The organism is Streptomyces geranii (assembly GCF_002954775.1).
In the GTDB taxonomy this organism is placed as follows: domain Bacteria; phylum Actinomycetota; class Actinomycetes; order Streptomycetales; family Streptomycetaceae; genus Streptomyces; species Streptomyces geranii.
The window spans coordinates 13,239-31,705 of the sequence record NZ_PJME01000061.1; the positions used below are offsets into that span (position 1 = coordinate 13,239).

General features: G+C 69.4%; 21 protein-coding genes. 18 read left to right on the top strand and 3 right to left on the bottom strand.

Annotation, left to right across the window (positions count from 1 at the left end):
- The first annotated feature begins 167 nt into the window (after positions 1-167).
- The 8 genes from CW359_RS39625 to CW359_RS39660 are packed head-to-tail and all read left to right on the top strand — an operon-like array spanning position 168 to position 6,795.
- Positions 168-956, top strand: coding sequence for a helix-turn-helix transcriptional regulator (locus CW359_RS39625; protein ID WP_105975092.1), 789 nt, complete (start codon positions 168-170; stop codon positions 954-956).
- Positions 953-2,377, top strand: a complete 1,425-nt coding sequence (sufB, locus tag CW359_RS39630) for a Fe-S cluster assembly protein SufB (protein ID WP_105975093.1) — start codon at positions 953-955, stop codon at positions 2,375-2,377. Before CW359_RS39625 ends, sufB begins: the two co-directional genes overlap by 4 nt.
- Positions 2,378-2,435: 58 nt before the next feature.
- On the top strand, positions 2,436-3,617 hold the full coding sequence (gene sufD, locus CW359_RS39635) for a Fe-S cluster assembly protein SufD (protein WP_105975094.1): 1,182 nt from the start codon (positions 2,436-2,438) through the stop codon (positions 3,615-3,617).
- Positions 3,617-3,940 carry a non-heme iron oxygenase ferredoxin subunit gene (locus tag CW359_RS39640; protein ID WP_105975095.1) on the top strand — a complete coding sequence of 108 codons (324 nt, stop codon included), beginning with the start codon at positions 3,617-3,619 and terminating at the stop codon, positions 3,938-3,940. The genes sufD and CW359_RS39640 overlap by 1 nt, the downstream gene beginning before the upstream one ends.
- 7 nt (positions 3,941-3,947) lie before the next feature.
- On the top strand, positions 3,948-4,715 hold the full coding sequence (gene sufC / locus CW359_RS39645; RefSeq protein WP_105975096.1) for a Fe-S cluster assembly ATPase SufC: 768 nt from the start codon (positions 3,948-3,950) through the stop codon (positions 4,713-4,715).
- Positions 4,712-5,968: a cysteine desulfurase gene (locus CW359_RS39650; protein ID WP_105975097.1), complete on the top strand. Its 1,257-nt coding sequence runs from the start codon at positions 4,712-4,714 to the stop codon at positions 5,966-5,968. The genes sufC and CW359_RS39650 overlap by 4 nt, the downstream gene beginning before the upstream one ends.
- 30 nt (positions 5,969-5,998) lie before the next feature.
- On the top strand, positions 5,999-6,466 hold the full coding sequence (sufU, locus tag CW359_RS39655) for a Fe-S cluster assembly sulfur transfer protein SufU (protein ID WP_105975098.1): 468 nt from the start codon (positions 5,999-6,001) through the stop codon (positions 6,464-6,466).
- A complete protein-coding gene (locus CW359_RS39660) occupies positions 6,463-6,795 on the top strand; it encodes a metal-sulfur cluster assembly factor (protein ID WP_053741509.1) in 333 nt (110 codons plus the stop codon). Before sufU ends, CW359_RS39660 begins: the two co-directional genes overlap by 4 nt.
- 90 nt (positions 6,796-6,885) lie before the next feature.
- Here the strand turns inward: CW359_RS39660 and CW359_RS39665 are convergent, their stop codons facing one another.
- Positions 6,886-7,770 (bottom strand): AbfB domain-containing protein, encoded by an 885-nt coding sequence (locus CW359_RS39665; RefSeq protein ID WP_105975099.1) that lies wholly within the window; start codon positions 7,768-7,770, stop codon positions 6,886-6,888.
- Positions 7,771-8,047: 277 nt separating this feature from the next.
- Between CW359_RS39665 and CW359_RS39675 the strand changes: the two genes are divergently transcribed.
- The 4 genes from CW359_RS39675 (at position 8,048) to CW359_RS39690 (ending at position 10,403) form a co-directional block, all read left to right on the top strand.
- Positions 8,048-8,386, top strand: coding sequence for a DMT family transporter (locus CW359_RS39675; protein ID WP_456300560.1), 339 nt, complete (start codon positions 8,048-8,050; stop codon positions 8,384-8,386).
- Positions 8,386-8,964, top strand: coding sequence for a TetR/AcrR family transcriptional regulator (locus CW359_RS39680; protein WP_105975102.1), 579 nt, complete (start codon positions 8,386-8,388; stop codon positions 8,962-8,964). Before CW359_RS39675 ends, CW359_RS39680 begins: the two co-directional genes overlap by 1 nt.
- 53 nt (positions 8,965-9,017) lie before the next feature.
- Positions 9,018-10,007 carry a 2,3,4,5-tetrahydropyridine-2,6-dicarboxylate N-succinyltransferase gene (dapD, locus tag CW359_RS39685; protein ID WP_105975103.1) on the top strand — a complete coding sequence of 330 codons (990 nt, stop codon included), beginning with the start codon at positions 9,018-9,020 and terminating at the stop codon, positions 10,005-10,007.
- A gap of 171 nt (positions 10,008-10,178) precedes the next feature.
- Entirely contained in the window at positions 10,179-10,403 is a 225-nt protein-coding gene (locus tag CW359_RS39690) for a hypothetical protein (RefSeq protein ID WP_105975104.1), read from the top strand.
- A 72-nt stretch (positions 10,404-10,475) separates the two neighbouring features.
- Here the strand turns inward: CW359_RS39690 and dapA are convergent, their stop codons facing one another.
- Positions 10,476-11,366, bottom strand: a complete 891-nt coding sequence (gene dapA / locus CW359_RS39695; RefSeq protein ID WP_198655558.1) for a 4-hydroxy-tetrahydrodipicolinate synthase — start codon at positions 11,364-11,366, stop codon at positions 10,476-10,478.
- 177 nt (positions 11,367-11,543) lie between these two features.
- On the opposite strand from dapA, the gene CW359_RS46115 reads away from it, so the two are divergent.
- The 5 genes from CW359_RS46115 to CW359_RS39715 all read left to right on the top strand — a co-directional run bounded on the left by CW359_RS46115 (position 11,544) and on the right by CW359_RS39715 (position 14,654).
- Positions 11,544-11,681 carry a hypothetical protein gene (locus CW359_RS46115; protein WP_198655559.1) on the top strand — a complete coding sequence of 46 codons (138 nt, stop codon included), beginning with the start codon at positions 11,544-11,546 and terminating at the stop codon, positions 11,679-11,681.
- Positions 11,678-12,403 carry a hypothetical protein gene (locus CW359_RS39700; protein WP_105975106.1) on the top strand — a complete coding sequence of 242 codons (726 nt, stop codon included), beginning with the start codon at positions 11,678-11,680 and terminating at the stop codon, positions 12,401-12,403. Before CW359_RS46115 ends, CW359_RS39700 begins: the two co-directional genes overlap by 4 nt.
- A gap of 98 nt (positions 12,404-12,501) precedes the next feature.
- Positions 12,502-13,206, top strand: a complete 705-nt coding sequence (locus CW359_RS39705; RefSeq protein WP_105975107.1) for an antibiotic biosynthesis monooxygenase — start codon at positions 12,502-12,504, stop codon at positions 13,204-13,206.
- A 64-nt stretch (positions 13,207-13,270) separates the two neighbouring features.
- Positions 13,271-13,927, top strand: coding sequence for an ArsR/SmtB family transcription factor (locus CW359_RS39710; protein ID WP_105975108.1), 657 nt, complete (start codon positions 13,271-13,273; stop codon positions 13,925-13,927).
- On the top strand, positions 13,911-14,654 hold the full coding sequence (locus CW359_RS39715; protein WP_105975109.1) for an SRPBCC family protein: 744 nt from the start codon (positions 13,911-13,913) through the stop codon (positions 14,652-14,654). Before CW359_RS39710 ends, CW359_RS39715 begins: the two co-directional genes overlap by 17 nt.
- A gap of 26 nt (positions 14,655-14,680) precedes the next feature.
- Here the strand turns inward: CW359_RS39715 and CW359_RS39720 are convergent, their stop codons facing one another.
- Entirely contained in the window at positions 14,681-16,510 is a 1,830-nt protein-coding gene (locus CW359_RS39720) for an endonuclease/exonuclease/phosphatase family protein (protein WP_105975110.1), read from the bottom strand.
- 442 nt (positions 16,511-16,952) lie between these two features.
- Here CW359_RS39720 and CW359_RS39725 point away from each other — a divergent pair, with 442 nt between their 5' ends.
- The gene (locus CW359_RS39725; protein WP_105975111.1) at positions 16,953-18,416 is read left to right on the top strand and encodes a hypothetical protein; all 1,464 of its coding nucleotides are present in this window, start codon (positions 16,953-16,955) and stop codon (positions 18,414-18,416) included.
- Positions 18,417-18,467: the final 51 nt, after the last annotated feature.

Consider the following 18,467-nt stretch of genomic DNA (forward strand, 5'->3'; position numbering starts at 1 on the left):
TACGCGGGGGCGGCCCACGTGCGCGGGGGCCGGATCGGGACAGGTCGCCTGATCGATCAAAGATCGTTTGCGCAGGTCAGGTTAGGTGAACCTAAGTGATGCAGGGCACCGTCGATCGGGCGGGACGCGGCTTGCCGCGCTCTGAGGAATTACGCAACAATGGTGTTGTGAAATACGTCGGCGAGGATCGGGTGGCCCCCACGGGCGCCCCCCAGGAGGAACTCGCGACCGGTGAGCGCTCGACGCGCAACCGGGTCGCGCGGTCCATCCTGGACCACGGTCCGTCGACCGTCGCCGAGCTGGCCGGCCGCCTCGGCCTGACCCACGCGGCCGTACGCCGTCACCTTGACGCGCTGGTCGCCGACGACGTCGTACAGCCGCGTGAGCAGCGGGTCTACGGGGCGCGTACCCGTGGCCGGCCCGCCAAGGCCTTCGCGCTCACCGAGTGCGGACGCGACGCCTTCGACCAGTCCTACGACCAGCTCGCCGTGGACGCGCTGCGCTGGATCGCGGAGCGCGAGGGCGGTGACGACGCGGTGCTCGCCTTCGCGCGGGCCCGGTTCGCCGAGCAGGCCGAGGGCTACCGCGAGGCGATCGAGGCCGCGGGCCCCGAGAAGCGGGCCGAAGCCCTGGCCAAGGCGCTGAGCGCGGACGGGTACGCTGCTACGGCGCGCAGCGCACCGGTCGGAGAGCAGCTCTGCCAGCACCACTGCCCGGTGGTCCATGTCGCGGAAAAGTTCCCGCAGCTCTGCGAGGCGGAGACCGAGATCTTCTCCCGGCTGCTCGGCACCCATGTCCAGCGGCTCGCGACCATCGCCCACGGCGACGGTGTGTGCACGACGTTCATCCCCAAGGCCTCACCCGCCTCGGCACCACCTGCTCCACAGTTGGCTCCACAGTTGTCCACGACCACCCATAAAGCATCTGCACGTACCGCCGGGAGGAACCCAGCATGACGCTCCCCATCGAGGAGACTGCCCACCCCGAGCTGGAGGGTCTGGGCACGTACGAATACGGCTGGGCCGACTCCGACGCGGCCGGTGCCTCCGCCAGGCGCGGCATCAACGAGGACGTCGTCCGCGACATCTCGGCGAAGAAGTCCGAGCCCGAGTGGATGACCAAGCTGCGCCTCAAGGGCCTGCGCCTCTTCGACAAGAAGCCCATGCCGAACTGGGGCTCCGACCTCTCGGGCATCGACTTCGACAACATCAAGTACTTCGTGCGTTCGACGGAGAAGCAGGCGGAGTCCTGGGAGGACCTGCCCGAGGACATCAAGAACACGTACGACAGGCTCGGCATCCCGGAGGCGGAGAAGCAGCGCCTCGTCGCCGGTGTCGCCGCGCAGTACGAGTCGGAGGTCGTCTACCACCAGATCCGTGAGGACCTGGAGGAGCAGGGCGTCATCTTCCTCGACACCGACACCGCGCTGAAGCAGCACCCGGAGCTGTTCAAGGAGTACTTCGGGACGGTCATCCCGGTCGGCGACAACAAGTTCGCCTCGCTGAACAGCGCCGTGTGGTCCGGCGGTTCCTTCATCTACGTGCCCAAGGGCGTGCAGGTCGAGATCCCGCTCCAGGCCTACTTCCGTATCAACACGGAGAACATGGGCCAGTTCGAGCGGACCCTGATCATCGTCGACGAGGGTGCCTATGTGCACTACGTCGAGGGCTGTACGGCGCCGATCTACAAGTCGGACTCCCTGCACAGCGCGGTCGTCGAGATCATCGTCAAGAAGAACGCCCGCTGCCGTTACACGACCATCCAGAACTGGTCGAACAACGTCTACAACCTGGTCACCAAGCGCGCTGTCGCCTACGAGGGCGCGACCATGGAGTGGATCGACGGCAACATCGGCTCCAAGGTGACGATGAAGTACCCGGCCGTCTACCTGATGGGCGAGCACGCCAAGGGCGAGACCCTGTCGATCGCCTTCGCGGGCGAGGGTCAGCACCAGGACGCCGGCTCCAAGATGGTCCACATGGCGCCGAACACCTCCTCCAACATCGTCTCGAAGTCCGTCGCGCGCGGTGGCGGCCGTACGTCCTACCGCGGTCTCGTCGAGATCGGCGAGGGCGCCCACGGCTCCAAGTCCAACGTGCTGTGCGACGCGCTGCTGGTGGACACCATCTCCCGCTCCGACACGTACCCGTACGTCGACGTCCGCGAGGACGACGTGTCCATGGGCCACGAGGCGACCGTCTCCAAGGTCTCCGACGACCAGCTCTTCTACCTGATGAGCCGCGGTATGTCCGAGTTCGAGGCGATGGCGATGATCGTGCGCGGCTTCGTCGAGCCGATCGCCAAGGAACTCCCCATGGAGTACGCCCTTGAGCTGAACCGGCTGATCGAGCTCCAGATGGAGGGATCGGTCGGCTAACCCCGAACCGCCTTCCCCATCAAGCCACTTACGCAGGAAAGAGAGCAGACCGACAGCCATGGCTGAGGCTCAGAACATCCCGGTGGGATCCACCACCGCCGGCTCGATCGCGGTTGCGGCCGAGTCGACCGTCGCCACGCGCATGAGCGCGCCGCCCTCCTTCGACGTGGCGGACTTCCCCGTCCCCCACGGCCGCGAGGAGGAGTGGCGGTTCACCCCGCTGGAGCGGCTGCGCGGGCTGCACGACGGCACCGCCGTCGCCACCGGCGCCGGCGTCAAGGTGGACGTCCAGGCACCCGAGGGCGTCACCGTCGAGGCCGTCGGCCGTGACGACGTACGCCTCGGCCGGGCCGGCACCCCCGTGGACCGCGTCGCCGCCCAGGCGTACTCCTCCTTCGAGGCGGCCGGTGTGATCACCGTCCCCAAGGAGATGGTCCTCACCGAGCCGATCCGCGTCACCGTGCACGGCGAGGGCGGGGTGCGCTACGGCCACCAGTTCATCGAGCTGGGCGCCTTCGCCGAAGCGGTCGTCGTCATCGACCACACCGGTGACGCCGTGATCGCCGCCAACGTCGAGTACGTCCTCGGCGACGGCGCCAAGCTCACCGTCGTCTCCGTCCAGGACTGGGACGACCAGGCCGTGCACGTCGCCCAGCACAGCGCGCTGATCGGCCGCGACGCCACCTTCAAGTCCTTCGTCGTCACCTTCGGCGGCGACCTCGTACGCCTCCACCCGCGCGTCTCCTACGCCGGTCCCGGTGGCGAGGCCGAGCTGTTCGGCCTGTACTTCACGGACGCCGGGCAGCACCAGGAGCACCGGCTCCTCGTCGACCACAACACCCCGCACTGCAAGTCGAACGTCGTCTACAAGGGCGCGCTCCAGGGCGAGGGCGCCCACGCCGTATGGATCGGTGACGTGCTCATCGAGGCCAAGGCCGAGGGCACCGACACCTACGAGATGAACCGCAACCTCGTCCTCACGGACGGGGCCCGCGTGGACTCCGTACCGAACCTGGAGATCGAGACCGGTGAGATCGTCGGCGCCGGGCACGCCAGCGCCACCGGGCGGTTCGACGACGAGCAGCTGTTCTACCTGATGGCGCGCGGCATCCCGGCCGACGAGGCCCGCCGGCTGGTCGTGCGCGGCTTCTTCGCCGAGCTGGTCCAGCAGATCGGCGTCGACGACATCCAGGAACGCCTTCTCACGAAGATCGACGAGGAGCTGGAGGCGTCCGTCTGATGTCCACCACCTTTGTACGGGCCTGCGGCCTGAGCGAGCTGGACGAGGACACCCCGAAGCGGGTGGAACTCGACGGCACGCCGGTCTCGGTCGTCCGTACCGAGGGCGAGGTGTTCGCGATCCACGACATCTGCTCGCACGCGAACGTCTCGCTCTCCGAGGGCGAGGTGGAGGACTGCCAGATCGAGTGCTGGCTGCACGGCTCCAGCTTCGACCTCCGCACCGGCAAGCCGTCCGGCCTTCCCGCGACGCGCCCCGTCCCCGTATACCCCGTAAAGATCGAAGGGGACGACGTGCTCGTCTCCCTCACCCAGGAGTCCTGAGGAACCCATGGCAACGCTTGAAATCCACGACCTGCACGTCACCGTCGAGGCCGACAACGCCACGAAGGAGATCCTCAAGGGCGTCGACCTCACCGTGAAGCAGGGCGAGACCCACGCCATCATGGGCCCGAACGGCTCCGGCAAGTCGACCCTCGCCTACTCGCTCGCCGGTCACCCGAAGTACACGATCACCGGCGGCACCGTCACCCTCGACGGCGAGGACGTCCTGGAGATGTCCGTCGACGAGCGCGCCCGCGCGGGCCTGTTCCTGGCGATGCAGTACCCGGTCGAGATCCCCGGTGTCTCCGTCTCCAACTTCCTCCGTACGTCCGCCACCGCCATCCGCGGTGAGGCGCCCAAGCTGCGCCTGTGGGTCAAGGAGGTCAAGGAGGCCATGCAGCGGCTCAACATGGACCCCTCCTTCGCCGAGCGCAACGTCAACGAGGGCTTCTCCGGCGGCGAGAAGAAGCGCCACGAGATCCTCCAGCTTGAGCTGCTCAAGCCGAAGATCGCGATCCTCGACGAGACGGACTCCGGTCTGGACGTCGACGCGCTGCGGATCGTGTCGGAGGGCGTGAACCGCGTCCGCGAGACCGGTGAGGTCGGCACCCTGCTGATCACGCACTACACGCGCATCCTGCGCTACATCAAGCCCGACTTCGTCCACGTCTTCTCCGACGGCCGGATCGCCGAGTCCGGCGGCGCCGAACTCGCCGACAAGCTGGAGAACGAGGGCTACGAGGCTTACACCACGAAGGGTGGCGTATCCGCGTGACGCAGCTGCCGGGCCTCCTCGACACCGAGGCGATCCGTAAGGACTTCCCGATCCTCGACCGGGTGATCCACGACGGCAAGAAGCTCGTTTACCTGGACAACGCGGCGACCTCTCAGACGCCCCGCCAGGTGATCGACACTCTCTCCGAGTACTACGAGCAGCACAACGCCAATGTGCACCGTGGCATCCATGTGCTCGCGGAGGAGGCCACGGCGCTGTACGAGGGTGCGCGCGACAAGGTCGCCGCGTTCATCAACGCGCCCAGCCGCGACGAGGTGATCTTCACCAAGAACGCCTCCGAGTCGCTCAACCTCGTGGCCAACATGCTCGGCTGGGCCGACGAGCCCTACCGGGTCGACCACGAGACCGAGATCGTCATCACGGAGATGGAGCACCACTCCAACATCGTGCCGTGGCAGCTGCTCGCGCAGCGCACGGGCGCGAAGCTGAAGTGGTTCGGCCTCACGGACGACGGCCGGCTGGACCTGTCGAACATAGACGAGGTCATCACCGAGAAGACGAAGATCGTCTCCTTCGTGCTGGTCTCCAACATCCTTGGCACGGTCAACCCGGTCGAGAAGATCGTGCGCCGTGCGCAGGAGGTCGGGGCCCTGGTCCTGATCGACGCCTCGCAGGCCGCCCCGCACATGCCGCTGGACGTACAGGCCCTCCAGGCCGACTTCGTGGCCTTCACCGGCCACAAGATGTGCGGCCCGACGGGCATCGGGGTGCTCTGGGGCCGCCAGGAACTCCTGGAGGACCTCCCGCCGTTCCTCGGCGGCGGCGAGATGATCGAGACCGTGTCGATGCACTCGTCGACGTACGCGCCCGCCCCGCACAAGTTCGAGGCGGGCACCCCGCCGATCGCGCAGGCGGTAGGCCTGGGAGCGGCGATCGACTACCTCTCGGCGATCGGCATGGACAAGATCCTGGCGCATGAGCACGCGCTCACCGAGTACGCGGTGAAGCGGCTCGGCGAGGTCCCCGACCTGCGGATCATCGGCCCGACCACGGCCGAGGACCGGGGCGCGGCGATCTCCTTCACGCTCGGCGACATCCACCCGCACGACGTGGGCCAGGTACTCGACGAGCAGGGCATAGCGGTCCGGGTCGGTCACCACTGCGCCCGCCCGGTCTGCCTGCGCTACGGAATTCCCGCGACCACGCGAGCGTCGTTCTATCTGTACTCCACGCCGGCCGAGATCGACGCTCTGATCGACGGTCTGGAGCACGTACGGAACTTCTTCGGCTGAGGAGATGGCTGAGATGCGAGGGCGGTTGGTGTGAAGCTGGATTCGATGTACCAGGAAGTCATCCTGGACCACTACAAGCACCCGCACGGGCGCGGTCTCCGGGATGGCGACGCCGAGGTGCACCACGTCAACCCGACGTGCGGCGACGAGATCACCCTGCGTGTGAAGTACGACGGCACGACGATCAGCGACGTCAGCTACGAGGGCCAGGGCTGCTCGATCAGCCAGGCCTCGGCCTCCGTACTGAACGAGCTGCTGGTCGGCAAGGAGCTGTCCGAGGCGCAGAAGATCCAGGAGACCTTCCTGGAGCTGATGCAGTCCAAGGGCAAGGTCGAGCCGGACGACGCGATGGAGGAGGTGCTGGAGGACGCGGTCGCGTTCGCCGGTGTCTCCAAGTACCCGGCCCGGGTGAAGTGCGCGCTGCTGAGCTGGATGGCGTGGAAGGACGCGACGGCCCAGGCCCTGGGCGCGGACGCCGCCGAAAGGAAGACGGCATGAGCGAGACCATTGAGATGAAGCCGGCCTCGGAGGACGAGGTCCGCGAGGCGCTGTACGACGTCGTCGACCCCGAGTTGGGCATCGACGTCGTCAACCTGGGCCTGATCTACGGCATCCACATCGACGACGCGAACATCGCGACGATCGACATGACCCTGACGTCCGCGGCCTGCCCGCTCACGGATGTCATCGAGGACCAGGCCAAGTCCGCCACGGACGGCATCGTCAACGAGCTGCGCATCAACTGGGTGTGGATGCCGCCGTGGGGCCCGGACAAGATCACGGACGACGGGCGGGACCAGTTGCGGGCGTTGGGGTTCAACGTCTGAGGTTCACCGTCTGAGGTTTAACGTCTGAGGTTCTGTACACGAGAGCGGCGGCACCCTTTCCGGGTGCCGCCGCTCTCATGTGCGCTGCGCTCAGGCGAGCGGGGCCACCAGGCGGAAGAAGAAGTCCTGCCGGTTGGTGGTGTTGTAGCCGTACGGGTCCAGGCGCAGCTGGAAGTTCTTGTGCCGCAGCGCGTAGTTGGGGTAGTTCACCGACGTGAGCAGCGCCTCGCCGGAGTAGCCCGACTGCCCGCCGCAGAACGTGGCGTCCTGCTTGAACAGCGAGGAGCCGTCGTTGCGTTCGGCGCGCAGGACGAAGTCGCGGTGGCGCAGGTACTTGCCGTCGTTCGTCTTGAACGAGTAGCAGGAGCTGTTGGACAGCCCCTTGACCACGTCGAAGGTGGAGTCCTCGCGGGACTCCGAGCCGCGCACCTGGTCGAGCTTCACGAGGCCACTCGACACGTGCCAGTAGCGGCCGGGGTAGTTGACCGACTCGACGGACCTCAGGGTGGAGGACGGCTTGGCGGGAGCGGCCGAGGACTTGCTGGGGGACGGGGAGGCGGCGGGCTTCCCCGGAGCCTCCGAGACGGGAGCGGAGGCGGAGCCCTTGACGTCCGGGGCGGGAACGGGGTCGGCGTCCGCTCCGCCGGTGCCGGTCGTCGGGGTGGCCGTCGGCTGTGACGACGACAGACCGCTCTTGCCGCCCGGCGGGGTGTCTCCGCTCGCCGACGGGGAGGCGAAGGTGAGGAGACCTGGGTAGGTGGAGCCGGGCGACGGCACGGGGGCCTTCGCCACGGGGTCGGGCTCGACGGCCTGCCGGTCCGTGACGATGATCGCGGTCACACAGGCGGCCACCACCGACAGGGCGAGGGTGCCTGCCATCCAGAGCCGCCGCGTCCCGGGCACGCGTGAGGTGTCCGGGGCCCAGCCGTTCTCCCAGGGTTGAGTCGGGATGAGCCGGGGCTTTTCTTCTGTCATGCGCTGTTCCTCCGGCGTCGCCTGTGGCGAACGTGTGAACGAATGGTTGAAACAGTAATGGACGGGAGGCTAGGGCACTGGCCATTGCCGTGAGAAGGGTTGTTTCCTCAATGAGACCGGGGTGTGAGGGAGTTGGCGGTCGGATCGGGCGGAGTGGGGTGGGTGGGGTGGATTTGGGCGTGAGTTCGGCTGTGGGTTCGGGCTTGGGTCCGGGCGTGGGTTCGGGCCTGGGTTCGGGCCTGGGTCCGGGCGGCGCTGTGTACGCACGTACACAACGTTGCGTACACTCGTACACATGGGATATCTGCTGCTCGTCGGAGCCATCGCCGCCGAAGTGGGCGCCACGACCGCCATGAAGTACAGCGACGGGTTCAGCAGGCTGTGGCCGTCCGTGCTGACCGGGCTGGGGTACGCCGTCGCGTTCGTGCTGCTCGCGCAGACACTGAAGACGGTGTCGGTGGGGACGGCCTACGCGATCTGGTCCGGCATAGGGACCGCCGCCGTCGCCACGATCGGCGCGGTGTTCCTCGGGGAGGGGATGGGCGCGGCGAAGATCGCCGGGATCGTGCTCATCATCGGCGGGGTGGTCGTGCTGAACATGGGCGGTGCACACTGATGGGGCGGCGGTACGACCCCGAGCGGCGCCAGCGGATCATCGACGCGGCGATCCGGGTGGTGGGGGAGAAGGGCATCGCGGGGCTCAGCCATCGTTCGGTGGCCGCCGAGGCGGATGTGCCGCTGGGGTCGACGACTTATCACTTCAGCACGCTGGACGAGCTGCTCGTGGCCGCGCTCCGGCAGGCGAACGAGGGCTTCGCGAAGGTGGTGGCCGCGCGGGGCGGGTTGCGGGACGAGCGGGTCGAACTCGCGGGCGAGCTGGCCGGGTTGCTCGGTGAGTGGCTCTCGGGGGACCGGGCGGGGGTCGAGCTGGAGTGCGAGCTGTACCTGGCGGCCCTTCGGCGGCCCGCGCTGCGGTCGGTCGCCGCCGAGTGGGCGGCGGGGGTCGCGGAGCTGCTGGCGGGGCGCACGGACGCGGTGACCGCGCGGGCGCTGGTGGCGGTGATGGACGGGATGTGTCTGCAAGTGCTGCTCACGGGCGCGGAGTACGAGGAGGAGTTCGCCCGGGAGGTGTTCGGGAGGGTGCTGCGGGGGTCCGGCGACGGCGGCCCACGGGCCGTGGTGACCGGTCCTTGAGATCGGTCCGTACCGGTTCGCCCGGGTGGGGTTTCGCAAGTTAGGTTTTCTCTATGACCGACACGACTGCTCCCCGCACCACCGGCGCCGTGGCCGCCGGGCTCGCCACCGTCGCCGCCGACGGCACCGTTCTCGACACCTGGTACCCCGCCCCCGCGCTGACCGCCGAACCCGGCCCCGCCGGCACCGAGCGGCTGTCCGTCGAGCGGGCCGTCGAAGCGCTCGGCGAGGGTGCGGCCAAAGCGGTCGGCCCCGACGCCCGCCGGGGCGTCGAAGTGGTCGCGGTCCGCACGGTCATCGCCTCCCTCGACGACAAGCCGCTCGACGCGCACGACGCCTACCTCCGCCTCCACCTCCTCTCGCACCGGCTCGTACAGCCGCACGGGCAGAGCCTGGACGGCATCTTCGGCCACCTCGCCAACGTCGCCTGGACCTCGCTCGGCCCGGTCGCCGTGGACGACATCGAGAAGGTGCGCCTCAACGCCCGCGCCGAGGGCCTGCACCTCCAGGTGACGTCCGTCGACAAGTTCCCCCGCATGACCGACTACGTGGCCCCCAAGGGCGTCCGTATCGCCGACGCCGACCGGGTGCGCCTGGGCGCGCACCTCGCCGAGGGCACGACCGTCATGCACGAGGGCTTCGTCAACTTCAACGCGGGCACCCTCGGCACGTCGATGGTCGAGGGCCGGATCTCCGCCGGTGTGGTGGTCGGCGACGGGTCCGACATCGGTGGCGGCGCCTCCACCATGGGCACGCTGTCCGGTGGCGGCCAGGTCCGTATCACCATCGGCGAGCGCTGCCTGGTCGGCGCCGAGGCGGGCGTCGGTATCGCCCTCGGCGACGAGTGCGTGGTCGAGGCCGGGCTGTACGTCACCGCCGGCACCCTCGTCACCATGCCCGACGGACAGATCGTCAAGGCCCGCGAACTCTCCGGCGCCTCCAACATCCTCTTCCGCCGCAACTCCGTCACCGGCAGGGTCGAGGCCCGCCCGAACAACGCGGTCTGGGGCGGCCTGAACGAGGTTCTCCACAGCCACAACTAGTCACAACTGACGTACTCCGTATGAGTACCCGTACGGGTACCTGCGGCAACGCCTCAAGATCACGTACGAGTTACTCCGCGTGACCTCGTCCGGCTTCAGGCAGATGAACGGGTGGACACAGTGTCCGACGATCAGATGTCGAATGTCGAAGCAGGACGAGGGGCGGAGCGCATGACGAACGAACGGGCGAGGATCGCCGCACGCTGGCTTACGGGAGCGGCCGGCGCGGCCGTGCTCTGCGGGCTCTCCGCGGGCACGGCGTGCGCGGACGAGTACAACACCAACTCGCACAACGGCCCCAGGATCGGGCTCGTCAACGTCGGTCAGATCGACGACCCGATGGAGGACGTGCTGGAGCACTTCCTGTTGCTGGGTGACGGGTATCGCTGGGATTGAGCCGTGGGGGGAGGGGAGGGGCGAGGCCCGCTTTGGGCCTCGCCCCTCCCTCGTCTCCCTTGTCGCCGGGCGCTATGCGGTCAACTCCTCGTACGCCGCCAGCAGTTCGCCCGTCGTCGCCTCGTCCGCCGGGCGCAGTGGTCGCCTCACCGGGCCCGAGGGCAGGCCCAGTCGGTCCAGCAGCGCCTTGGCCGTCACCGCTCCTGGTAGGCCCTTCGCCATCATCAACTCGGTGAGCGGCAGGGCCCGTTGCTGGAGGCGGGCCGCCTCGGCCGTCTCTCCCGCGTCGAACCTGTCGATGATCGACCGGAAGTGACGGGGGATCACATTCGCCACCGTGCTGATGTATCCGGCGCCGCCCAGCGCGTACAGCGCCAGTACGTATTCGTCGCAGCCCGTGTAGAACGCCAAGTCCGTCCGGGCCAGCACCTTCTGGGTGCCCAGCAGGTCGTACGCGCAGTCCTTCACCGCGACGATCCCCGGGTGTCCGGCCAGCCTGATCATCGTCTCCGGTTCGATACGGACGCCGGTGCGGGCCGGGATGTCGTACAGCGTGAGGGGGAGGGGCGTGGCGTCCGCCAACTCCCGGAAGTGGGCCTCGATCGCGTCCTGCGGAGGGCGGCTGTAATAGGGCGCCACCGCCAACAGGCCGTCCGCGCCCGCCTTTTCGGCCGCCCGGGCCAGTTCGACGGAGTGGCAGGTGTCGGCGGTGCCCACTCCCGCCACGATCGACGCCCGCGTACCCACCGCCTCCCGCACCGCCCGGACCAGTTCCGACTTCTCCGCGTCCGTCGTCGTCGGGGACTCGCCCGTCGTGCCGGAGAGGACCAGGCCGTCGCAGCCCCCGGACACCAGCCGGTCGGCGAGCAGTTGGGCGCCGTCGAGGTCCAGGCCGCCGTCGGCGGTGAACGGGGTGACCATCGCGCACAGGGCGCGGCCGAAGGGCGGTGAGGGTGTCGTCATGGATGCAGTCTCGGCCGGTTGTTCATGAAGCTCCACTTAATTCTCTTACCGGTTATTGATTAGCGTTGCTGCGGAGGCGGGGGTGGGGCGGCCGGTACAGGCACTAGTGCCAAATCGGGGCCTCATGGGTCACCATGGCCTGGACGGTCACCGAACAAGCACGTCATGGGAGGCGTCATGAAGCTCGGCAAGGCACTCGCCACCGGTGTCGCGGAGGAGCAACTCCCCGTCCACGACGAGGAACTTCAACTGCCCGACGAAGTGCGGGAGTCGGAAGCTTCCGTGGAGGTCGAAGAAGCCCCGGTCGCCCGGTGAGGCTGCGGCTCCCCGAGGAACGTCCGGCGGAGCCGCCGACCGGCTACAAGATCGCCCACCCGGTGCTGTCCCAGGACGGCACCCGGGCCGGGTTCACCGGGGTGTCGCTGGGCGGCGCGCTGCCGTACGGCGCCCTCGCCGACGCGTCCTGCGTCTACGGTCTGCGGCACCGCGCGCCGCACCGCCGCTGCGACTGCGGGTTCCACTGCGTGCATGACCGGGCGACGGCCGAGGGGTTGCTGTGCACCGGTGAGCACCGGGCCGCCGTCCTGCTCGACGTCACCGTCCTCGGTGCCTACATCCGCTTCGAACTCGGCTTCCGGTACGCCCGGCAGCGGGTGCGCGTCGCGACCGTCGGGCCCTGCGCCTGCGGCGCGGTCGCCGTCGCGCTCGCCGACGCGGGCTGGGGCAGGCCCGGTTGGCGGGGGCTCGCCGCCGCGTGCGCGGGCTGTGTGCACGGGCGTACGTCCGTGTCGCTCGCCGGGTTCGCCCGGCTGGCCGGGGACGGGCTGCGCGTCGTGGCGGGGAGCGGTCACGGTGTGGTGGCAGGGGTCGGTCACGGTGTGGTGGCGGGGGCCGGCCTTCGACCGGGCGTGGCCCATGGGCTCGGGGTGCCCGAACTCGTCGCCGAGGCCGCCCTGTTGCAGGCCCGGCTCGACTGGTTCCAGAGCCGGTTGGCGGGGCTTGAGGAGCGCGGGACGGACAACCGGCCCAAGGGGTAGGGCAGTTGGCCTCGGCCCTTGGTGGGCCTTGACCTCAATCCTGGTCGAGGTCGGAGGCTGGTCGGCGTACACCCGTCGCCGATCGAGCGGAGGCCGCCATGGCCCGTCGTACCCACACGCACCCCGACCTCACCCGCCCGGACGCCCCGGCGCGCTTCTTCAGCACCTGGCGGGTCGGTACGCCCGAGCGGCAGCGGGAGACCGTCGAGGCCGTCGCCAAGGTCTGGGAGCGGCGGCCCTGGCCCGCCGAGGGAGGGCTCGGCTACTTCATCTACGCCGGGCACGACGGGACCACCCTGCTCCATCACTCCCAGTGGGCCCGCGAGCAGGACTACGAGGCCTTCCTCAAGACCCAGCGGCAGGAGCGCGTCGACGAGATCGACACCGTCGTACCGGGGATCGAGCGGGTCGCTCTCGACCGGTACCGGCGGTATCGGAGTCGGGAGCGGGTCGGTGGTGACACGCGGGTGGCCGGGCTCGTGGTGCTCGTGCGGATCGACTTCGTGGCGGGCGGTGGCGAGGAGCGGCGTCCCTGGGTCGACCTGGTGGCCGACGCCCTCGTCGAGCCGCCCGAGAGCGACCGCGGGCTCATCTCCGCGCACTTCCATCTGAGCCAGGACGGCACCCACGTACTGAACTACGCCGAGTGGGAGAGCGCCGAGTCCTACGACGCCGCCATCGCCGCGCCGGGGGAGGGCATCGGCTCGCCCGGCCCGGAGTGGGAGCGCATCCGGACGCACCCCGCCGTGAAGTCGTTCACGGCCGGACGGTACTCGTACGCCCTCGGGCTCGTCCCCGAGTGACCTGGCGCCGTCCGGAGAGTATTTTGTTCTGGACAAAAAAAGTGTTCGGTGAGACGGTGGAGTCATGTTGGACGTCACCGTGATCGAGGACCCGGCCGCCGCCGCCGTCTCGCTGGACCCGATACGCGGGCGGCTGCTCGCCGAGCTGGCCGCCGGGCCCGCCTCTGCCGCCATGCTGGCCGGGCGGGTCGGGCTGCCCCGGCAGAAGGTGAACTACCACCTGAAGGCGCTGGAGCGGCACGGCCTGGTCGAGTTGGCCGGGGAGCGCCGCAAGGGCAATGTCACCGAGCGGCTGATGCGGGCGACCGCCGCGTCGTACGTCATCTCGCCGCTGGCACTGGCCGCCGTACAGCCCGATCCCGAGCGGTTCCGGGACCAGCTCTCCGCGCGCTGGCTGCTGGCTGTCGGGGCGCGGCTGGTGCGGGACGTCGGGGCGCTCATCACCGGCGCGACCAAGGCCCGTAAGGGGCTTGCCACTTACGCGCTGGACGGTGCGGTGCGGTTCGCCTCCGCCGCCGAACGGGCCGCGTTCATCGAGGAGTTGACGGCGGGGGTCAGCGCGCTGGTGCGCAAGTACGACTCGCCGGACGCCGAGGCCGGTCGCGACCACCGGATCGTCGTGGCCGTCCATCCCACCCTCAAGCAGACCGAGTTGGAACAGTCGGAACAGCCGGAACAGTCGGCGCAGCAGCCAGGAGTTCGTCATGCCCAAGGAATTTGAGATCGCCCGCGAGTTCGAGGTCGACGCCACGCCCGAGCAGGTGTGGGAGGCGATCACCACCGGGACCGGTGGGTATCTGTGGCCGATGGAGCCGCCGGAGCCGCGGGTCGGTGGCAAGGGGCCCTTCGGGTCCGAGGTCGTCGCCTGGGATCCGCCGCACCGCTACACCAACCGCGTCGAGGACGTCGAGGGCATCTCGGAACAGAGCCTCAACCAGCTCGACTACACCGTCGAGCCGCGTGACGAGGGCCGGCGGGCCTGGGTGCGGTACGTGCACAGCGGGATCTTCGTCGACGACTGGGACAACCAGTACGACGGTGCCGCCCGGCACACCGACTTCTATCTGCACACCCTGCGCGAGTATCTGGTCCACTTCGCGCCCCGGCCGGTCGCCTTCGCGACCTTCGACGGGCCCGACGCCTCCAAGGCGCCGGACGCCCTCGAAGCCGTGGCACGGGCGCTCGGGCTCGGGGACGACGTGGCCGCCGGTGCGCGGGTGACCGTCCGGGGGCCGGACGTGTTCGAGGCGGTGCTCGACTTCCGTAACCCGTACTTCATCGGGCTGCGGACGGACCGGGCGCTCACTCGTATCTTCGGGCGCAACCACTGGGGTTACCCGGTCGGCGTCTCCCTGCACGACTTCGCGCCGGGTGCCGGGGGCGGCGAGATCAAGGAGTGCGAGGCCGAGTGGCAGGCCTGGCTGAACGGCGTGTTCAGCCAGACCTGAGCCAGGTTTCGTACTACCGGCGGGAGTTACGGCTTGAAGCGCAGCACCTGCGGGTCGTGGTCGCTGATCTGGTCGTTGAACTCCGAGTTGATGTGCACGGAGTCGTAGTCGAAGTCGCAGCTGCGGCTGATCGACGGGCTGACCAGGATCTGGTCCAGGACCTGGCTGTTGCCCTGGTAGTCGTAGGTGTAACGCTCGCTCTTCGGCAGCGACTTGATCGCCGACCACAGCGCGCCGCCGCTCTCCAGCAGCTTGGTGGTGTCGGAGAACTCGAAGTCGTTGATGTCGCCGAGCGTGATGACGTGCGCGTTCTTCTGGACCTTCAGGATGTCCTTGACGAACGAGTTCACCGCGGTCGCCTGGAGGTGACGCTGGGTCTCCGAGCTGCGTGCCGGGGGCTGGAACTGCGAGGTGAGACCCTGGTCGCCGCCCTTCGAGGAGAAGTGGTTGGCGATCAGGATGACCGTCTGGCCGCGGAAGACGAACTCGCCCGCGAGCGGCTTGCGGCTGTTCGTCCAGGCCGCGTTGGCCGGGTCGACGCGGCCGGGGGAGAGGGTCAGGGCCGCCTTGCCGTGGCTCTTGGTGACACCGGTGGCGGTCGTGGCGTCGCCGCCCGGGCGGTCGGTGAAGGAGACCCGCGCCGGGTTGAACAGGAACACCTGGCGGATGTTGCCGCCGGGCTCGCCGCCGTCCGCGAGGTCGACCGGGTCGATCGAACGCCAGTCGTACGCCGGGCCGCCCGCGGCCACGATCGCGTCGATCAGCTTCTTGACCGTCTGGTCGGCGGCGACCGTACCGTCCTTCGTCGCGCCGTTGTTGTCCTGGATCTCCTCCAGGGACAGGATGTCGGGCGACTGCAGGTTGTTCACGATCGCGGCGGCGTGCTCCTCGAACGAGGCGTCCGACGGGTCGAGGTTCTCGACGTTGTACGTCGCGACCGCCAGCTCGTTCCGCGACTGCTTGCGGGTGATGTCGCGCTTCAGGCCGCCCTGCTTCAGGGTGCCGATCTCGTTGGCGACGAGGGTGTAGCCGCCGAACTGGTTGTAGTCCAGCGGGCCGGTGGTGGCGCCCTTGAGGCTGTCACCGACGTTCGCGGCCGGGAAGTCGGCGACCGCGCCCAGGGACTGGATCTGCAGCCGGCCGGTGTTCTGCGAGGTGTACGAGCCGTACACCGTGCCGCCGCTGCGGTTGGCGTTCTCGTGCGGCTTCACCGTGACCCACAGCTCGGTGTACGGGTCGCTGGCGCCGACCACCCGGGCGTCCTTGACCTGGACGTTCATGCCCTCAAGGGACTCGTAGTAGTCCAGGGCGTACTTCTTGGGCCGCAGCGTCAGCCCGTTCACCGAGTTGCTCGCGGCGGTGTCGCCGGCCGGGGTGTAGGCGGCCGGTACGGATCTGGCGTCGACGACCGTCGCGGCCGGGACGGCGTTGCCGCTGGAGACGACGGTGACCGTCGGCTTGACGATCTCCGTCACCGACTGGTTGCCGGTCGAGGCACCGCCCGGCACGAACTCCGAGACCGTGCCGGTGACGGTGACCGAGTCGCCGACCGCGACGGTCGGCTTGGAGCTGGTGAAGACGAAGACGCCCTCGCTGGTGGCCGGGTCGGCGTCCGGGGTCGTGTCCTGGATCCAGAAACCGCGCGACGAACCGTAGGTACGGACGCCGGTGACGATTCCCGCCACGTCCGTGACCTTCTCGCCCGCGAGCGGGGAGAGGCGCGTGGTGCCCTGGATGTCATGAATCTGCACGGTGTCCGCGTGCGCGGCGGACGGGACGACCACCAGGGTGGCGACCGTGGAGCAGACGGCGGCGACAGTGAGCGCGCCGAGGCGCGCGGAAGACTTGCTCGGCAACGGGATCCCTCCGGGGACAAGCATGGGTGCCGGGACGAAGGTGGTGAAGGACGTGCTGAAGAAGGTGACAAGGGTGGTGCCGTGGGGGGAACGCGACCTGCTGGGCGGCTGGCGACGCGCGTAGACATCCGGTGAACACTCGGTGCGAATTGTCGCGCACCGAGGGCTCGCGCGCCGGGCGATCGGCAGTGAACGCCAGGCTTCGTCTTCTACGCGCGTCAATCTCCTGCCTGATCAGGTCAGTTGTCAAGGTTTCAGCCATCTACCTCCTGTGACAGGTACATGAACCGGGCGGCATGGGGCCAAATCCGTCTAGGCTGAGTGGCTGTGTCGTACGGCCTTCAACGCAACGTCGTACGGTCGTCAGACGCCGTCGTCGGACTCCGGGCGCCAACCGGATGCCGTCGTACGGCCTTTCGGGCGCCTGAGGAGAAAACAGCCGATGTCAGACAGCTCCCCCCTGCCGCCGGTGCGACTGCACTCCGAAGCGGAACTGGCGCGGGACGCGCTCGCCGCCCCGCTGGTCTCCCGCGCCGCCCGGCTCGCCCGCTGGGCCGGGCCGGACACCCGGGTCGGGGCCGGTGGCGAACTCGTCGAGGAGCAGCTGCCCGCGGCGGCGGAGACGCTGGGGCTTCTCGCCGACGGGACCGCGGGGGAAGGGCTCACGGTCGAGGACGCGCTCGCGTACGCCGCCGAGGCCTGGCGGGTCGCCGTGGACACCGGGCTCGTCGAGGTCGTCGACGAGGACGAGGGCACCGTCACGGCGGGGGAGGACCTGGCGCTGCTCACCTCCGGGGCACCGCACGACGTCCTCGCGGTGTGGCTCGGGGCGCTGGAGACCGTCCTCGCCGACGCGAGCGTGCCCGACCTGGACGATCTCGTCAGCGCCGTGGAGGACGACGCCGAGGTCGACTTCTCCCAGCTGGACTGGGACCCCGAGGCGGAGGCCGACCTCCTCGACGGGGTGCTCGCCAACCTGTACCTGCTCAGCGTCAGTGAGGGCGGCCCCGCCGACAGCCCGGTGCCGCTGCCCGCGCTGGCCGCGTCCATGGTCGTACCGAGCGACATGGGCGAGCCCACCAACGACGTCCTGGAGCAGGTCTCGGACACGATGATGCGCCTCGACGACCAGTTCAGGCTGCTCGAACCCATCGGGCTCGTCGCCTACCGCCCCGTCGACGAGGCCCTCATGGCGGACACCGACGAACCCGCCGAGGGCGCCCTCACCGGCGACGACACCGACGTCTCCCGCTACGGCATGGTCCGGCTCACCCCGCTCGGCCTCTACGGCGTACGGGCCCGGCTGCTGGAGTCCGGTTTCGACGCGCCCGCCGTCGGTGACCTCGCCGACAAGGGCGCGGACGCGCTGCTCGACGGCACGGCCGCCTTCCCCGCGACGGCCGCGCAGGCCGAGACCGAGCAGTGGCTGACCCGCCGTGAACCCCTCGCCGCCGCAAGGGAGTTGCTCGCGGCGGCGCGGGGCGGCGACGCGGGCGGTCCGCTGCGGCGGCTGCGCTGTCAGCAGGCACTGTCCCTCGTCGGCGCCGAGGCCGAGCCCGCGCTGCGCGAGGTGCTCGACGACGCCGAGCTGGGCGGGCTCGCCCGGGTCTGGCTCAGCGAGCACGGCGCGGCGGACGTGCCCGCGCCGTCCGAGGCGATGGTGTTCTGGCTGACCATCGACACGGTGGCCGCGCAGCTGGCCGCCGAGGGGAACTCGGCGGAGCTGCGGGGTCTTGTGGAGGGGTTGGCTCGGCAGCACGGGGGGTTCTTCGAGGCGGCCTGGCGTGTGGAGCATCCGGCCACGGCGGATGTGCTGGAGGCCATGGGGCGGTTGCATCCGGACAAGCGGGTGGCCAAGGAGGCTCGTAAGGCGGCGTTCAAGGCGCGGTCCCAGCAAGGGGGTTGAGCAGCGGGGGCGGGGGTCGTGGGGGGTGGTGCGGAGCGTTGCCGGGTGCGG

What these genes read in the sequence shown, in the direction of transcription:
- sufB (WP_105975093.1), top strand. Translation starts at nt 953, where the DNA reads ATGACGCTCCCCATCGAGGAGACTGCCCACCCCGAGCTGGAGGGTCTG.
- sufD (WP_105975094.1), top strand. Translation starts at nt 2,436, where the DNA reads ATGGCTGAGGCTCAGAACATCCCGGTGGGATCCACCACCGCCGGCTCG.
- CW359_RS39640 (WP_105975095.1), top strand. Translation starts at nt 3,617, where the DNA reads ATGTCCACCACCTTTGTACGGGCCTGCGGCCTGAGCGAGCTGGACGAG.
- sufC (WP_105975096.1), top strand. Translation starts at nt 3,948, where the DNA reads ATGGCAACGCTTGAAATCCACGACCTGCACGTCACCGTCGAGGCCGAC.
- CW359_RS39660 (WP_053741509.1), top strand. Translation starts at nt 6,463, where the DNA reads ATGAGCGAGACCATTGAGATGAAGCCGGCCTCGGAGGACGAGGTCCGC.
- CW359_RS39665 (WP_105975099.1), bottom strand. Translation starts at nt 7,770, where the DNA reads ATGACAGAAGAAAAGCCCCGGCTCATCCCGACTCAACCCTGGGAGAAC.
- CW359_RS39680 (WP_105975102.1), top strand. Translation starts at nt 8,386, where the DNA reads ATGGGGCGGCGGTACGACCCCGAGCGGCGCCAGCGGATCATCGACGCG.
- dapD (WP_105975103.1), top strand. Translation starts at nt 9,018, where the DNA reads ATGACCGACACGACTGCTCCCCGCACCACCGGCGCCGTGGCCGCCGGG.
- CW359_RS39690 (WP_105975104.1), top strand. Translation starts at nt 10,179, where the DNA reads ATGACGAACGAACGGGCGAGGATCGCCGCACGCTGGCTTACGGGAGCG.
- dapA (WP_198655558.1), bottom strand. Translation starts at nt 11,366, where the DNA reads ATGACGACACCCTCACCGCCCTTCGGCCGCGCCCTGTGCGCGATGGTC.
- CW359_RS46115 (WP_198655559.1), top strand. Translation starts at nt 11,544, where the DNA reads ATGAAGCTCGGCAAGGCACTCGCCACCGGTGTCGCGGAGGAGCAACTC.
- CW359_RS39705 (WP_105975107.1), top strand. Translation starts at nt 12,502, where the DNA reads ATGGCCCGTCGTACCCACACGCACCCCGACCTCACCCGCCCGGACGCC.
- CW359_RS39710 (WP_105975108.1), top strand. Translation starts at nt 13,271, where the DNA reads ATGTTGGACGTCACCGTGATCGAGGACCCGGCCGCCGCCGCCGTCTCG.
- CW359_RS39715 (WP_105975109.1), top strand. Translation starts at nt 13,911, where the DNA reads ATGCCCAAGGAATTTGAGATCGCCCGCGAGTTCGAGGTCGACGCCACG.
- CW359_RS39725 (WP_105975111.1), top strand. Translation starts at nt 16,953, where the DNA reads ATGTCAGACAGCTCCCCCCTGCCGCCGGTGCGACTGCACTCCGAAGCG.